The sequence below is a fragment of the Vreelandella sp. ssv genome (assembly GCF_059448525.1).
In genome coordinates this window covers 1,308,104-1,324,566 of sequence record NZ_CM182545.1, presented here as the reverse complement: position 1 = coordinate 1,324,566, position 16,463 = coordinate 1,308,104, and the positions used below count along the sequence as shown (strand labels likewise).

Genomic DNA, 16,463 nt, shown 5'->3' with positions numbered 1-16,463 from the left:
GCAACGAGTTCACCCATAACGCCCTAGCTCTGCTAAATGAAACATCAGGCCTTCACGCCCTGATTGGGCGCTGCTCTTGCTCACCAAACTTGAGGTAATGCACCAGCGGGTTAATACCGCTTTCTACCACGTCTTGATGCGTAGCCAGGTAGAACGCTGAATCGAATTCCGGCCCCGGATTACGGCCTTCAAAGCCACCCATTAGCAAGTAGTGGCGCGCAGGGTTTGCCGACATTTTTGGATCGCGAGCGATATCTGGGTACTGGGCCAGGTACCACTTGGCATCAAAATAGCGGCTCCCTTCAATCAAGGCGATTTGGCGTTTCATCGAGCGTTTGGTAAGCGGCGGCGCTTTTTTCACCGGAGCCTGGGCAGTAATCGGCGCATTCGGCTGAACGGCGTCAGGAGCTGCTTCAGATGGTGGGAGTATCACCGAAGAGTAGTCGATACCACGTTCATCTAACAGGGCCACTAACGCTGCTAGTTCGCGCGCTTGGCGGTCAATTTCCTGCTGGGTATCGGTCTCTTTTTTCTCTAACAGCTCGGTGAGAATTGCCAGTTCGCGGAAGCGCTCATCAGCAAACACCTTGGCTTCCTGGCGCTGCTGTGCCAGTTGGCGCTTCAAGGCAGCGGCTTCTTCACTCGGGCGTTTCAAATCTGCCGTAAGCTTTTCCACCTTCTCAGTTAAGCGCGCAGCCTCCTGGCGCTCAGTTGAAAGGGTCTGCTCGTTGGTTTCCAGCAGTGTGGTTAGCTTAGCTAGTTCTTCAAAGCGTGTAGCGGACTCTTGCTCCAACTCCTTATTCTTCTGCTCTTTCGCCTTTAACTGCTCTTCAATAGTTTTAATCTTCTGATTCATTTCAGCATTGTCAGCCAAGCTAGTCTGCAATGCCTGCTCGGCACTTTTTAAGGCAGTAGCCTGCTCGCGGCGCTCGGCTTCACGCTGCTCGCTTTGGTTACGCTGGTGCATTAACTCCTGTTTGAGTTCTTGATTGAACTCCTCCAGTGAGCTCACCCGTTCAGCCAGGCGACCGCGTTCATGGGCAAAGCGCTCTTCCTGGGTTTCCAGGCGCTTTTTAAGCTTAACGGCATCGTCTTTGCTGGCAGCCAACTGTTCATCAAGCGTGGCTCGCTGCTGCTCAGCATTTTGCAGCTGTTCAGCCTGCCCTTTAATGCGCTCTTCAAGCTGCTGCGCCAATGTGCGCTGCTCTTGGGCGGTGAGTTTGTCGCGGCAACTACGTCCCAACCGGGCAAAAATATCCTGCACCACCCGGCTTGAAGCCGTTGACTCTAGCGAAGCCAATAAATTATGCAGCAGCGTGGTTTGCTGCTGGCCAACCGCGATAACGCCTAGCCCGTTGCCATGGTGAAACGCAAAGTGCGGGTACTGGGCCTGCAAGGCTTCAAAAGCCCGAAACACATGGCAATCAGGCTCGCGACGCGCCACGCCGGGTAACAGCACCACCCCTTGAGCGGAAAGGCGCGAAAGCCAACGATCCAAGAGGTAATCCACACTATCGTCTTGTGGGGAAACATTGAGTATCAACAGGTCAATCGAACCTTCATCAAACTGCTGAATGGCGCGGGTGGGGTTGGTGTTCAACCACTGACTAATGGTGGGGTACTGTTCAGCGGCTAGCTCGTCTAGCAACTCCCCCTCCTGGGGGTTATCGGCACTTTCACCGACGAGATAGCAGTGGGAATCCAGCTTTAACCGCGAAACCGCCTGACACAAGGTAAGGTGCGACATGGCATCAATGCCCAGCCCCACGCACTGGCGTGGGCGCAGTGCCTCTACCAGCCAAAAAATAAACGGTGAATGCTCCAGCCAGGGAGAAGCACGACGAAAATCGGGCTGCCAAAACATTGACCCTTGAGCCAGGGTGTTGAGCGAAGGTTTGATAGCAAGGTCTTGCTGGGCGTTGCCCGCCACTTGGTTTTGTTGGCTCACAGTGTCTTCCTGGTAACTGGCAATAATTGAGGTAAGGATAACAACTTAACGCGGCAAGTTAAGTGCTGGCGAATCAAAAGGACGCTTTTAAGATGAAGATGGGTTACCCGCATGGGTCACCATCAATTCCTGCTTTACACCAAGGCGTCAGCAATTTGCTGAGCGGATGATTCTGCTTGCTCGGCATTGACTGCTTCCACCATCACCCGAATCAGCGGCTCGGTGCCTGATTTACGCAGTAGCACACGACCATCTTGGCCTAACTGCTGCTCTACTTGCGCAACGGCTTGCTGCACTGCCGGGGTTTCTAGCGGGTCGTGGCCTTCCTGGGCGGTATAACGCACGTTAATCAAGGTTTGCGGTAGTTTATGCATTCCCTGCTTGGCATCAAACAGCGATGCTTGTTGCTCTAACAAGCTAGTCAGTACACGTAATGAGGCAATGATGGCATCCCCAGTAGAGGCGTGATCCAAACTCAGCAGGTGGCCTGAACCTTCGCCCCCCAACCGCCAGCCCGTGGCGTTTAATTGTTCAAGCACGTAGCGATCACCCACTTTAGCGCGCTTAAAGGGAATATCTAGGCCGCTAAGGGCCTGCTCAAGGCCGAGGTTACTCATTTGAGTGCCTACCACGCCGCCTTTATAACCCGCGCGTTTGGCATCTTTCGCCAGTAGGAATAGAAGCTCATCGCCATCGACCACAGCACCGGTATGATCCACCATCATTAAGCGGTCAGCATCGCCATCCAAGGCAATTCCCATATCCGCCTTATGAGCAATGACTGCATCGCAAAGGCTTTGCAGATTGGTGGCACCGCAGGACTCATTAATATTGATCCCGTTAGGCGTATCGTGAATGCTGATTAGCTCAGCGCCTAGCTCACGATAAACCGCAGGCCCGACTCTATAACCCGCACCATTAGCGCTATCAACCACAATTTTTAAGCCGTTTAAGCTCATATGACTTGGCAGGTTAGCCTTGCAGTACTCGGTGTAACGGCCAGCGGCATCATCTATGCGACGCGCTTTACCCAGCTTATCAGAGCTAACGCAGGTCATACCGCCTTCAATAGCGACTTCTAACCAACGCTCAATTTCCTGCTCCTGAACATCCGTTAGCTTATGGCCGCCCTGGGCAAAAATCTTAATGCCGTTATCATCAAACGGGTTATGGGAGGCGCTGATAACAACGCCAGCGTCTGCCCGGAAGGTAGACGTTAAATAAGCAACACCAGGTGTGGGCAATGGCCCTACAAGGGCAACATTAACCCCCGCCGCCGAGAAGCCCGCTTCCAAAGCGGACTCCAGCATGTAGCCGCTTGCGCGGGTATCTTTACCAATTAATACTTCTTTAACGCCTTCAGCACCCAACACTTGACCGGCGGCCCAACCAAGTTTCATAGCAAAATCAGGGGTCATCGGGAATGATCCCACGCGACCGCGTACACCGTCCGTGCCGAAATATTTACGCATAACTAAAACAACCTAAAAAGTGAATCATGAATATATAAAAGAAGTGGCCATGTAGCGCATGGTGATGAGTTTCGATAGGTATGAGCAAATGAGGCACCCGCAATAGGTGCCACAATATTTAAACTACATGCACATACCCGTAGCGCGTGGTAACGAATCTCGCGAGGCACGAGCGAATGAGGCACCCGCAGGCGGCGGCGAACAGCCGCCCCGAACTAGCCACCACTAAGCAGCCTTACTCTACCGTCACACTCTTTGCCAAATTACGAGGCTTATCCACATCCGTGCCTTTCACCAGCGCCACGTGATACGAAAGCAACTGCAGCGCTACTACATGCAATACCGGTGACAGCAAACCGTAATGCTCCGGCATCATTAACACATTGACACCTTCGCTAGACTTGACCGCACTGTCACCATCGGCAAACACATACAGTTGGCCACCGCGGGCGCTCACTTCCTGCATATTGGCTTTGAGCTTCTCCAACATCTCATCATTGGGAGCGACCACCACCACCGGCATTTCCGCATCGACCAATGCCAAGGGGCCATGCTTCAACTCACCCGCCGGGTAGGCTTCCGCATGAATGTAAGAGATCTCTTTAAGCTTTAATGCCCCTTCCAACGCGATAGGGTAATGCCGCCCACGGCCCAAGAACAGCGCATGATGCTTATTAGCAAAGTGCTTCGCCCAGGCTTCTATGCTGGGTTCAAGCGCAAGCACTTTATCTACCGCGATGGGCAAGTGACGAAGCTCATCCAAATAGGCTTTTTCATCTGTTTCGCTTAGCCGCTGGTGAGCTTTAGCCAATAGCAAGGTAAGCAGGAACAGAGCGCTTAGCTGAGTGGTAAATGCTTTAGTAGACGCCACACCAATCTCAGGCCCAGCACGGGTGATAAAGCGCAAAGCGGTTTCACGCACAATGGCGGATTCCGGCACGTTACAGATCGCCAAGGTATGGGTATGACCCAGCGCTTTTGCATGGTGAAGGGCCGCCAGCGTATCGGCCGTTTCACCGGACTGGGAGATCACCACGACTAGCTGTTTAGGATTGGCTACGCTTTGGCGATAGCGGTACTCACTGGCAATTTCGACATTACAGGGAATGCCCGCCACTTGCTCAATCCAGTATTTAGCGGTCATACCGGCATAGCTTGACGTACCACATGCAAGAATCAGCACCGCTTCAACCTGATCAAAAATGGCAGCGGCTTGCGCACCAAAAATCCCTGGCTGTAGCTGCCCTGCCCCGCTAATCATTTCCAGCGTATTGCTGAGTGCCAGGGGTTGCTCGAAGATTTCCTTTTGCATGTAGTGACTGTAATCGCCCAGCTCGACGGCATTGGCACTTAGATTAGAAGTGATCACCTTTCGCTGAGCAGGTTGGCCGATGCGATCTACCAAAGTAATGGTTTCACGTGTCAAACGGGCTACGTCCCCATTTTCCAAATACATCATTTTCTTGGTAATAGAGATAAGCGCAGAAGCATCTGACGCGGCGTAGTGACCATCATCCGTAATGCCTAGCATTAAAGGCGAGCCCTCACGGGCAACCACTAAGCAATCCGGCTCTTCCTCACTTATCACTGCCAGAGCAAACGCCCCTTTCAGGTGAGCGACTGCGCACTGCACAGCAGAAAAAAGGTTTTCCGCTGGCTCACCAATTTGACCCTTGAAGCAGGCTTGAATCAGATGGGCAATGGTTTCGGTGTCGGTATCGGAAGTGAACTCATAGCCTAGGCCCTGCAACTGAGTACGCAGCGCTTCGTAATTTTCAATAATGCCGTTGTGCACCACCGCCAAACCACCGGAAATGTGTGGGTGGGCATTGCGCTCGGCGGGCACACCGTGGGTGGCCCAGCGCGTGTGGGCAATACCCACGTTACCGCTTAAACCTTGTTCTTTAACAAGAGTAGATAATTCAGCTACACGCCCTTTCGAGCGGGCACGCTTCAAACCACTGCCCTGCTCACCCGACAACAGCGCCAAACCCGCCGAATCGTAGCCGCGATACTCCAATGTAGATAAGCCTTCCAGAAGAAAAGCCGTGCTGTCCTTTGCGCTTACCGCGCCAACAATTCCGCACATAAATATTCCTATATGTGTTGGTTACCAATTCATGTAATGAACGATAAAAGATAAATAATGAAAAAAATGGTCAATGATATTGAGGTGTGTAACAAACAGATATGAGTTTACTCCATACCTGTGACATAGCTAAGCGAAAGCTTATACTGCTCAGACCAATACTCACAAAGCTCTTTCAAATGCTCAGGTAGGCGAGAACTAACCCATATATGACCAGAGCTTGTCATACGTTCAGCTATCAACGGCAACATATCTAACAATACTCCAGCTAAATGCTCCTCTATGAAACCACGTCCAGTGATTAAAAGCAGCGACACACCTTCTATACCCTGCAACAGCTGCTTATTGAAACTCATAGGTGAAGCATCTACTCCGTCTAGCGAATGGCTGTTTAACCAAGAGGCGAGATAATGTTTACTTATCAGCTTCTGAAGGGCTTTGCACTGCTGAGCATCATTCACGAACGAACTGATATGCCCCAAGCCTTCCGCTCGATGCCACTTAGCCAACTCTAAATTGGCGTTACCGCTACCGAGAACGACTGTATGCAAGCACTGCCCACTTTCTCTCCAACGATTCAACATACCGGCCAAGGGTTGTGAATCATCAATAGCAGGTTCAAGCGATGGAGCTATATTCTCGCTGGTTATCTCAAAGATAAAACGAGTTACAACCGTTAGTGCAGCACGATCTTTAAATACAACACGTAATAACTGGCTAGGTTCAACCTTATTAGCTTGGTAAGAGATACAGCTGAAAACGCGGTCTTCTTTCTGCCCTTTAGCTACAGAAAGGCTGTCAGGATCTTCACCGATAAAATCAATTTTCAGTTGGTTGCCAGTAGGGCTGGTAACCACTACTCGACTCTCATCGATAGCAATTTTTTTATCTTGAGGGAAGTGCCATTGCAGCGTTATGTCGCGAAGCTGCCCATCGTCAGCAGCCACGCTATCTTCAACTTCAACCACCTTGGCTTGGGTATCAAAATCAATTTGTCGTGTATGCACTACCGGTGGGAGTACTTCAAGTTTCATGCTCACGTGTGGGTTACCGGCAGCTTCCCAATAGCCTTCAACCTGCCACGAGCGCAGCCTATGCATGAAATCCTTTGCATAGCTTGCATGGGAGATCATGGGTACATTGTGACCTGCACGGCTACGCATGTATTTCCGTATTGGGTCTTTATTGATGTAGTTATAAAGGCCCGAATCAATCAACCAGTCTTCACCACCACCATAGAGACTGATATGACCTTCATCTTGCTGATTATGATACTGGCTAGAACACCCCACCTTAGCGATAATATGGAAAGCTTTTGAGTAGTGTTCTTGCGCAGGCCACTGGTCACGAAAGATGGCATACCCAGACGCTGGATAGACACGATTTAGCTCGGGCGGCAATACTCCCTGCTTTCCTTGGGAGAGTGCATAAAGAAAATACTGATACTCACGCGTATCGCCAAACATTTCCTGATAAGCATCAGTAGTAGGAAGCTGCTCAGTATCACCAATAGGCGGTAGCAAGCCGTCAGGACGTAAAATATGCGTGATAAAATTCAGCGCCTTGGCTGAAAATTGCTTAAACTCGTCAGCTAGGCCTCCCAGCACATCAGACGGATAATCTTTGATAATGCCTATAAAGACCTTAAACACAAATACATGATAGGCAGGGCTGTTTTCGACATGAACGCCTTCGCTAGTGAATGCAAATTCGAGCTCACTACTGATTCTCTGTAAGGCAGTATTCTGCCATTTACCCGCCTGTGACAGCTCCCCATCAAATAAAGTACCTATAAAAAGCAAAACGCGCGCTTGTTCTAAACCATGGTTGGTGTGCTCGGAATAGAAACTGTCTTTTGCTAACCACTCTCCATGCACAACAATAGCTTGTTCCAAATAATGGAGAAACTCAATGTGTTGTTCGGCCCATTCAGAAGCATATTCGCGGCAATAATAAGAAAACAGTACTAGCTGCTCGGCGCGTAATGCAGTGGCATGATCATGCCATGTAAACTCAAAGGGATAATGTGAATTAGTTTCAAGATAGCAATCTAACCAAGACTCAATTGCAGTGCGTGCAACATCAAGTACCTCTTGATTACATGAAACTCGATGAAAAGCGATAAGATTGGAAACGAAAGAAAGCCAATTAAGCCGCCATTGCCAGCTGCGATTATTGAGAGGATCCTGCTCCCAGTCACTCCTATTAGCATCTTCAAGACTCAACTCTACTGGATCAAAAGATCCCAACTGGAGAAAGCCTTCCTCAAAGTACAGTTGTCCTTTAGCTAAAGCGTCCTTATCCTCAAAAATCTTCGCCAGTTTCGCATTGGTCAACTTAGGCATAATCTACCTTATTTTTGGATTTTATTAAGCTGCTGTATCGTTTTCTTCAATTTTTTATGAAAATGTCGCATCTGATAAAACTCACGACCTTTAGCAAAAAAAAGATTTATCCAGGGTGAGCCTGAAACCTTATCCTGATGAATAAAAAAATGCGTAGGCGTACCATTAAAAGAACTGCAATATACATAGCCATTTCTTTTTATAAATTCTTGCAAAGTATCATAATGTGCAGTATCAACAGATTCGACCACTAGTAAAGGTCTGTCTTTCCGAATCAAAGACTCTGCCCCCTCTAAAACAGCAAGCTCCATTCCCTCTACATCGATCTTTATTGCAGAAACTGGTGATTCAAACACTTGGTCATCCAGACGAACAACATCGATACCAACACTTCCTTCGCTCAACAGCTCCAAAGATTGCGCGCCTAAATTGCTCTCATCAAGCCTTGTTAACCGTGCCTTCGAAGACACTCGCCCAACACCATATGGCGAGACCTGAACCAAGTCTGTTATGCCATTGTGTTTCACACTGCGGATCAATGGTTCATATAGACGAGAGTTTGGTTCATAGGCCCGCACTTGACATCCTAAAACACATGCTAGAAAAAGCGTATGGTTACCAATATTAGCACCTATATCCAATACTAAATCCTTTGGATTTAAACCAATGGACATAGCCTCAAGCATCTCAGCCTCATATGGCCTACCATGGTCGGCAATAAACTTCTGAATATAGTCAGCCTTATAATCCGGTAGTTCTATTTTATAACACGTATCATTTACTTTTACTTGATGAACCGAATGAGAGGGTGTCAAAACGGTCTTACTTTTTGAAACTAAAAATGTGAAGACGCTTTCAACATTCAATGCATATCGGCTTTTAAATACTGCGCGTATAACTTGAGAGTCTTTTAACGCATTTGCCTTGTATGAAATACAGCTATAGACCTTATCATTCTTCCGTCCATTCAATATATGCACTTCATCGGGCTTCTCATTTTGAAACATCAGAATACATTTTGAACCAGATTTGGAAGCAATAATTACTTCATCACCTTCAACAGATATCTTTTTATCGCTAGGCACGTGCCACTGCAACGTTATATCGTGTGACTTTTCGTCAGTAAATTCAAAGCTATCAGAAACACTTAGGCGCTTTTCTTCAGAAAAAAAACAAAATTTTCTCTTCTGCTCAACTGTCGTTAATACTTTTAGGCCCAAAGTAACAGAAGGAGTAACTTCTGAGTTACAGTGATCAATAACCTTCCAATTATCAAGACGATGTTCAAACTCTTTATGATAACTAGTGCCACTGATTAATGGCACATTATGACCAGCACGGCCACGCATGTATTTACGTACGGGGTCAGAATTAACATAGTTATACAGGCCGGAGTCAATAAGCCAGTCTTCACCCCACCCATAAACCGAGACATGCCCCTCATCCTGTTGATGATGGTAACGACTTAGGCACCCCAGTTTCATCACAATATGAAAGGCCTGATGATAGGAATTCGTATCCGGCCAACTGTCCCGAAATACTGCATAGCCTGATTTAGGATAAATCTGATTTAGCATAGCAGGCTTATGGCCTTTTTCCCCTAAAGTCAGCGCGTAAAGAAGCGGCTGATAAATTTCTTTATCAGAGAAGCTTTCAGCGTAAGAGTTGGAGGTTGGCAGTTGCTCGGTGTCACCAATGGGTGGCAAGGTACCATCTGGACGTAAGATATAGGTAATAAAGCTTAAAGCTTTAGCCGAAAACTGGTCAAACTGTTCAGCCAAGTTTCCTAAAGCACTGGCAGGATAATCTTTGATAATACCAAGAAATACTTTAAATACAAATATATGGTATGCAGGGCTATTTTCAACATGAACACCCTCACTTGTAAATGAAAACTCTAACTCGCTTCTTATTCTGCGAAGCGCAATTTCCTGCCATTCAATTGCTTGCTCACCCTCAAACACAGTACTTAAAAGTAGTAGGACTCGAGACTGCTCTAGGCCATGATTAGTGTGCTCTGAGTAAAAACTGTCTTTCGCAAGCCAATTGCCATGCACCACCAGAGCAATTTCCACATATTCAAGAAACTCAATGTGTTTCTGAGACCAACTTGGGGCATGCTCTTGGCAGTAAAAAGTAAATAGCACTAACTGCTCTGCGCGTAATGCAGTGGCGTGATCGTGCCAGATAAATTCGAAAGAATAACTACTATCTGTATCTAGATAGGTATCTAACCATGATTGAATAGCCTCACGGGCAAAACTCAGCACGGCATCATTTTTAGAAGTACGGTGATAGGCCATTAAATAAGAAAGAAAAGAAAGCCAGTTAAGGCGCCATTGCCAGCTACGGTTATTGAGTGGATCCCTCTCCCAGTCATCCCAGCCTTCTAAAGAAATTGTTGTAAAAGGAGCAAGTTCAAGTTGCTTTTTTAAAAACAGCGCTTCGCCGAGCATTTCATTCATTGAAGATAAAGTCACTTGTACAACTCGTTGTTCTACACAATTTTTAAGCTCACTAGCGCCACTCGCCTTTAATGTCATATCAAGAACACTTTTCTCTTTATAAAGCACATATAATTTATATTAATAAATATATTAATAACTAAATCTAAATCAAGCTAGATAGCGCTTCATAATGACTTAGATTATTCTGTCGAACCCAATCAGGCCAATCCGAAACCTCACTCCAGGCACTCATAAAAACGAAATCTAGACCAGCGGCATTAGCTGCTTGATAGTCATATTTACTGTCACCAATAAAGAGAGAAGGCTGCTGAATGTTATTGCTGGCCAACTCACGAATTAGTATTTCATCTTTGGTGTCCGGGCTACCATAGATACCACCGTCAAATAATCCTGTTAAGCCCCGAACTAAAAAAACATCGCGCAGCTCGGTTTGATCACCTCCTGAGACAATTAACCAGCGAGCATGAGGCGTTTTATTTCGTAGCATGCGCAGACTTGGAGCAGAATCACAGTCGAGTAAACCTTGTCGCACTTCCTTAGCATAAGAATGCAGCAGCTCGTCAAAATTCGGCCCATTAGTAAATGGCGCTACAGCAGGTACAATTTGTTGAATAAAATGAGTGAATTTTTTATAGCGTGATATACCCCCATTAGTAACGTGATAGTTAACCAATGCCTCCGCGGCTTCTTTACCATAGGGCAAAACAGCCTTGTAAAAGGCATTTGTTTTAACACGGTTAGAATCCAGCACTACGCCATCACAATCAAAAACTAATGTAGTATATTGAGAAATAGAAGACTTCACGTACTCACCTTTCTCGCTTGGCGTAGCGCATTCTCTACGACAGCTACATCCTCTGGTACATCCACAGCTAAACTACCAGGACGAGTTTCAACCATACGGATTTTTTTGCCCATCTCTAAGAACCGTAAAATCTCTATATCTTCACTATATTCTAGCTCACTTTTACGACCAAAACCGCGGAAAGCACTTAGTTCCTGAAGAGTAAAAGCGTAAATACAAACTTGTTTTTTATAACGTTTCGGCGCATGTTCTTCATTTTTAAAACCAGGCAATGCCATCCTAGACATATATACCAGCTCATCATGCTCGTTGGTAATCACCTTTGGAATATTAACACTATATGGATCTTCAGCATCGCTAATCCAGCTAAAACCATTAATCACATCATTCATATGATTTTTCTTAGCATTACATATCTTGAGAATATCTTCTGGATTAACTAACGACTCATCACCCTGCACATTTATATAAATATCAGCTTTGATCTTTTCTGCAGCTTGAGCTAAGCGGTCAGTCCCTGTTAATGCATCGTCGCTCGTCATTACAGCTTGAAAACCAGCTTTTTCTACCACTTCTGCAATTCTTTGATCTTCTGTAGCGACGAAGACATTTTCAGCACCCACAGCCTTAGCTGAAAGCTCAGCAACCCAAAGAATCATCGGTTTACCCAGGAGTGGAACTAATGGCTTCCCTGGATATCGACTTGAAGCATACCTTGCGGGTATAATTACTACGCTTCGCATTATTACACCTCTTCTTTTAGAGTTAGCAATATTACAGGCCATAAACAGATTCAGAATGTACTGCATACCGTGTTGGTGTAATAGCTGTTAACGGCAATGCATTCTTAGTTGACTGGTACTGCCCAAATAACTGATGCATCTCCTGACTTCGAGGATCATCAGAGCTATAGCCATCAAAGCCAGCCATAAGTACTTTTTTAGCACTGCCACTAGTAGCTACTGCCAACGCATAAGCCACAACGAGAGAGGTCGGCAACGTACAATGAACGGTTCCAAATACAAATTTTCCTGGCGAGATATTTAAACCGAAGTCGAGAATCTCTTTACCGGCTAATGCATTTCGTACGTCATCGGGCAGCATAGAGTATGGGGTAATCAATGGCTGGGGTAATCGAGTGTGCTCCTCACAATCCGCTAATAACCTTACAGGATGGCAAGCGACTCGAAAATTTATAAGGCGTGCATCCAACTCACTTTGCGTGTTCAGAGCTACTACTATTGGATTTGTCTGGTGTATATAAATTTCTAGAGCTTTACGATGGCGTTCTACACCCGGACCTGTGCCCAATAACAAAACATCACGACCATTAAAGATTTCTTGTGGAGACCAGCGACCTTGCGCTTCAGCGCGGTAAAAATGGCGTGCAGCATCTAATGTATCCACACTGAACTTCTTGCCACCTTCGATACGCAAGTGCTCAATCACCGCTAGTAAGTCTTCCTCATCATAACGGGAGTCACTGAGCATTTCCTGGATATATGTTGGGTGAATACCATACTTACCTGCTAAGTAGTAATATGGGTTCGTACCCCAGCCATAATGTTCTTGCATAGGCTTGAAGTGTTTACGCAGCAAAGCCATTAGCGGCACCATGCTTACCTGCTTGTCGCGGCGTGCAGCTAGTTCGATTGCCAGCTCTTCCGTGCGTGCATTGCCAGGGCCACGCCCCATGCCCGTCACAGTTGCATCTACCCAGGTAACACCTTCGTCAATTGCTCGGAGAGTATTGGAAAGCGCTAATCCAAGGTTATCGTGTGTATGAATACCCATGGGCCCATCCCACTCGGTACGCATCCACTGAATAATTTGTGCGGCCTGACCGGGATTCATGCTACCCATACTATCTGCGAAGTATAAAGAATCTAGTGGATAAGCTTTGGCTTCACGTGCAAGTGCTTTTACTTCTTCTTCGGAACGATCTGCCACCTGCATGAGATTAAATCCCACCATAAACCCGCGATCTTTAAGCCACGTTACTGCAGGAAGCGCTTGTGCGAATTCATGTACATGGCAAGCAATACGAACCAATTCGACAGGCGAGTTAGCCGCATCATTCGGAAATAGCCGCTCCAAGGCCTCTAAAATAGGAACTGTCCCGACTAACTCGCTCCCATTCACCATCACACCGACAGTCAGACCAGAAGGGATAGTTAAGCCTTGAATAAACTCGTCAGTGGTGAAGGCACAGGCGCCTTGAAAACCATTATTTTTCAGTGAACGTAAGCCTAACTCTACAATATCCACACCAGCAGCTTGCATTGCCTCTAAATATTCGTGGATTAGTCCCTCGGGAAAATCCCAGGAATTATAATAACCACCATCACGCAAGGTACAGTCTAGGAAATTAATCATACTTATCAGCCTTGGTAGTTTTAATTAACCATTAATTTAGAATTAACATTCATTCAACTCTGTAAAAACAATTTTCGAAAAAATATTGGGATTTATTGAAAAATCCATTTTCGACCAATTACTGTCTTTTTCACCAACATCTTCAATTAAGCTTTGATCAATTATTAGGCTTGATGGATGCCTATGCTGCCGTAGTATTTCAGAATAAGAGGCCGCTGAGCTATAACACACACCTCGCTTTTGACCAAAGCGTGAGCACCAGATGGAGTCAGTTAGTGCATTTGATATGAAAAAGTTAGTTCTAAAAGCCCAAATCAATTTCTCTTCTGAACCAGCTCCTACAAGTGACACAAATTTTATAGGTGCTTCGATAGAAGAGATAAAATCTTGTATAGACTCTATCTCTTCTTGTATGGTAGGTAAATTAATAAAATCGTCTATTTTTGTGTGAACAGGTCGCGTCAAACCATCAAACACAAATATGATATCGTTCACTTCATCCATTAGTCTTAGAATAATTTCTCTATAAGCCTTGTTTCTTTCAAGCCAAACACGTTTTTCAACACACATACCTAACCAAATCACAACAGTGTTGAGATTTAACATAGGTTCATTAGGCAGCATATTAAAATACTTCTCTTTTATTTTTTTATCAAAATCGTCGTTTACTTTAGTTTTATATTTGTAACCTAAGGGATAGCCAACATCGATATAAAATCCATCATTATTTTCATAAGCATCCTTTAAGTTATCGGCTACTATCTCATCATTAGATCCAAAAAAACTAGCTGGCAAAAATGCGCTATCACGTAAAGACAAAACTTTTAAAGTTTCTACATTGACACAATCAATGTTAATTAAATATGGAGCTTTATCATAAAAATAGTGGTAAGGCCTGCCGTATCCATTAATTACACCTAAAAAAACACCATCATTAAACTTATTACGTTTCACTTCTAGTAGTATTTTTTTAATCAAAGGGTCTTGCCTAGCTTTGTTCACTTCACTAGAGAATAAAACATTATCCTCGTGGTCGAATATACTGTATATCAGACAACTTAACTGTGTTATATAAAACGACTTGTCCGTTTCTAGATCTTTAAAGACCAATACATTCTGACCCGCAAAAAAGCCAACATTACAACAAGCTAGTCCATCTGAATATAGAGATGGGATGCTCATCTCATCGTTATAATAAGCCTGTTTTAAAAGATTATTAAAAACATCACTTTCCTTGAAAAACCGCAGTACTTTCATCACCCTAGCTTTTTTTATAGGAGAAAGCTTAGATGCTTTAACCTGTGAAAACTTAATTACCTTTGAATAAATATCATTCATTTAGCACCTTTACCTTAAAGTGGTAATCATAAAAATGACGCTGTATAAAAACCTGATCTCACGAAACGAGTCGCATCAGAAAGGAGCAGATAGAGGTAAATATAAACCATTACTTCATACTCTCTTCATAAACTCTTATACACTAAAAGTAGTTCAACATTTTATCAACCGAATCATTTATAGGCATCATTAAAGAATGCCCTTTCTTGGGAAAAACTTCATAGTGAATATTTACATCAAGCTCAAGACACTTTTTGAAAAAATACAAAGAATGTTCTTCTAAATAATTCTCATAGTCGTACCTGGATTGTCCGATAAAAAATAATGGAAAATCTTTCCTTTTTCCTTTTTCGGATTCAATTTCAAGTAAAGCAGCGAGGTCATTATAAATACTGTACTTATCACTCTCGAAAATTGGAGAGAAAAACTTCTTCATCCCCTTATCTGAATAAGTTGATTTTAGCAATTTAATTTGTGGTATATTAGCATATACCGCATCTGCTTTTAAGAGAATTGAATGTAGAATTGCACCAAACCCACCCATTGACGAGCCCCAAAAGTACAACTTTTTATTCGATTTTTTTTGCTTTTCTTTAATTAAATTATGAAGCATTTTTTTTACGAAAAAATCACCATTTTCACCAAGCCACCATGAGCCACAATTGTTAACACCAAAGTTATCGACAGGTGCCAAAATATTAAGCTTGTTATTTTCATATTTCGATGGCCTAACGCTATATGTATGTCCATGTAAAATAACAAGCAAAGGACTGTTAGCTTCATCTAGAGCGGGTGAATATCTAAAATACATTCTCCTACCTAATTCATCTTCAAAATAGCTCAACTGATCGTTCTGATGCTCCATATCTAAATAAAACTTAGCCAAAGAATTTAACTGTTTTAATTGTACATTTTTACTATAGTGAAATGGCTCCAGCCCCCACTTATGATTTTCGTCTATTTTAATTTCTTTTTCTGCATACTCTAAGAATCTCACGCTAGGGATTTTTTCTTTTATTTTATCATACATAAAATTTAAATTATCATTAACTTTCTTTATGTATTCGTCGCCATATTTTTCCTGAAGTGTGCTTATCAACCCCTCCCCCTGAAAGGTCCAAAAAACTTTATTTACAACTAACTTATTTTCACACCCATTTCTTTTAATAAAATCACAAAATAAATTCAAACCTTTTTCCCAATAGCTTAACTTCAACTCTTCCTGCGACTTTATTATCTTATAACCATTTGGCTTATATAATGCTTTTTTATATTCTGTTGAAAAAGTATGTATTGAACCCTCCTTTACTGCAAGATGAAACCTTTCATCAATTAAATCTATTAATAGCATATCGAAATCTTTTTCTTTCAACTTTGAGAAAACACTTTTTCTCATATCTGACAAAACCATCTGTCGCTGCCACTTAGACTCGATATTCTCCAATATTTTTTCATCTACAAAAGGTGGAGCACTAAGCGAAGCAATGCTAGTTCTAGCAACATAATCAACTATTTCAAAATCTCCATCCTGTGAAAGTTCAAATGGGTCCCTTGATACGCAACTACCTAATATAAAAACTTTTATCGGGGATTTCATGCAATACCTAATTTAAAATTATTGA

General features: G+C 44.2%; 10 protein-coding genes. All 10 read right to left on the bottom strand.

The window, feature by feature from the left end; translation table 11 throughout:
- Window positions 1-52 precede the first annotated feature (52 nt).
- The 10 genes from AC5TBW_RS06100 to AC5TBW_RS06055 all read right to left on the bottom strand — a co-directional run bounded on the left by AC5TBW_RS06100 (window position 53) and on the right by AC5TBW_RS06055 (window position 16,438).
- On the bottom strand, window positions 53-1,948 hold the full coding sequence (locus tag AC5TBW_RS06100; RefSeq protein WP_495511205.1) for a hypothetical protein: 1,896 nt from the start codon (window positions 1,946-1,948) through the stop codon (window positions 53-55).
- Between the two features lie 134 nt (window positions 1,949-2,082).
- The gene (gene glmM / locus AC5TBW_RS06095) at window positions 2,083-3,420 is read right to left on the bottom strand and encodes a phosphoglucosamine mutase (protein WP_495511204.1); all 1,338 of its coding nucleotides are present in this window, start codon (window positions 3,418-3,420) and stop codon (window positions 2,083-2,085) included.
- A 235-nt stretch (window positions 3,421-3,655) separates the two neighbouring features.
- Window positions 3,656-5,509: a glutamine--fructose-6-phosphate transaminase (isomerizing) gene (gene glmS, locus AC5TBW_RS06090; protein ID WP_495511203.1), complete on the bottom strand. Its 1,854-nt coding sequence runs from the start codon at window positions 5,507-5,509 to the stop codon at window positions 3,656-3,658.
- 107 nt (window positions 5,510-5,616) lie between these two features.
- Entirely contained in the window at window positions 5,617-7,854 is a 2,238-nt protein-coding gene (locus tag AC5TBW_RS06085; RefSeq protein ID WP_495511202.1) for a heparinase II/III family protein, read from the bottom strand.
- An 8-nt stretch (window positions 7,855-7,862) separates the two neighbouring features.
- Window positions 7,863-10,397 carry an FkbM family methyltransferase gene (locus tag AC5TBW_RS06080; protein WP_495511201.1) on the bottom strand — a complete coding sequence of 845 codons (2,535 nt, stop codon included), beginning with the start codon at window positions 10,395-10,397 and terminating at the stop codon, window positions 7,863-7,865.
- A gap of 67 nt (window positions 10,398-10,464) precedes the next feature.
- Window positions 10,465-11,127, bottom strand: a complete 663-nt coding sequence (locus AC5TBW_RS06075) for an HAD family hydrolase (protein ID WP_495511200.1) — start codon at window positions 11,125-11,127, stop codon at window positions 10,465-10,467.
- A complete protein-coding gene (locus AC5TBW_RS06070; protein ID WP_495511199.1) occupies window positions 11,124-11,870 on the bottom strand; it encodes a 3-deoxy-manno-octulosonate cytidylyltransferase in 747 nt (248 codons plus the stop codon). Before AC5TBW_RS06070 ends, AC5TBW_RS06075 begins: the two co-directional genes overlap by 4 nt.
- Before the next feature lie 31 nt (window positions 11,871-11,901).
- A complete protein-coding gene (locus tag AC5TBW_RS06065; protein WP_495511198.1) occupies window positions 11,902-13,503 on the bottom strand; it encodes an aldolase catalytic domain-containing protein in 1,602 nt (533 codons plus the stop codon).
- Window positions 13,504-13,545: 42 nt separating this feature from the next.
- Window positions 13,546-14,841, bottom strand: coding sequence for a hypothetical protein (locus tag AC5TBW_RS06060; RefSeq protein ID WP_495511197.1), 1,296 nt, complete (start codon window positions 14,839-14,841; stop codon window positions 13,546-13,548).
- A gap of 142 nt (window positions 14,842-14,983) precedes the next feature.
- The gene (locus tag AC5TBW_RS06055; RefSeq protein WP_495511196.1) at window positions 14,984-16,438 is read right to left on the bottom strand and encodes a DUF6270 domain-containing protein; all 1,455 of its coding nucleotides are present in this window, start codon (window positions 16,436-16,438) and stop codon (window positions 14,984-14,986) included.
- Window positions 16,439-16,463: the final 25 nt, after the last annotated feature.

Bases quoted from the DNA above. Each gene is read 5' to 3' on its own strand.
- AC5TBW_RS06070 (WP_495511199.1), bottom strand. From the start codon at position 11,870: ATGCGAAGCGTAGTAATTATACCCGCAAGGTATGCTTCAAGTCGATAT.
- AC5TBW_RS06080 (WP_495511201.1), bottom strand. From the start codon at position 10,397: ATGACATTAAAGGCGAGTGGCGCTAGTGAGCTTAAAAATTGTGTAGAA.
- AC5TBW_RS06060 (WP_495511197.1), bottom strand. From the start codon at position 14,841: ATGAATGATATTTATTCAAAGGTAATTAAGTTTTCACAGGTTAAAGCA.
- AC5TBW_RS06055 (WP_495511196.1), bottom strand. From the start codon at position 16,438: ATGAAATCCCCGATAAAAGTTTTTATATTAGGTAGTTGCGTATCAAGG.
- glmS (WP_495511203.1), bottom strand. From the start codon at position 5,509: ATGTGCGGAATTGTTGGCGCGGTAAGCGCAAAGGACAGCACGGCTTTT.
- AC5TBW_RS06065 (WP_495511198.1), bottom strand. From the start codon at position 13,503: ATGATTAATTTCCTAGACTGTACCTTGCGTGATGGTGGTTATTATAAT.
- AC5TBW_RS06085 (WP_495511202.1), bottom strand. From the start codon at position 7,854: ATGCCTAAGTTGACCAATGCGAAACTGGCGAAGATTTTTGAGGATAAG.
- glmM (WP_495511204.1), bottom strand. From the start codon at position 3,420: ATGCGTAAATATTTCGGCACGGACGGTGTACGCGGTCGCGTGGGATCA.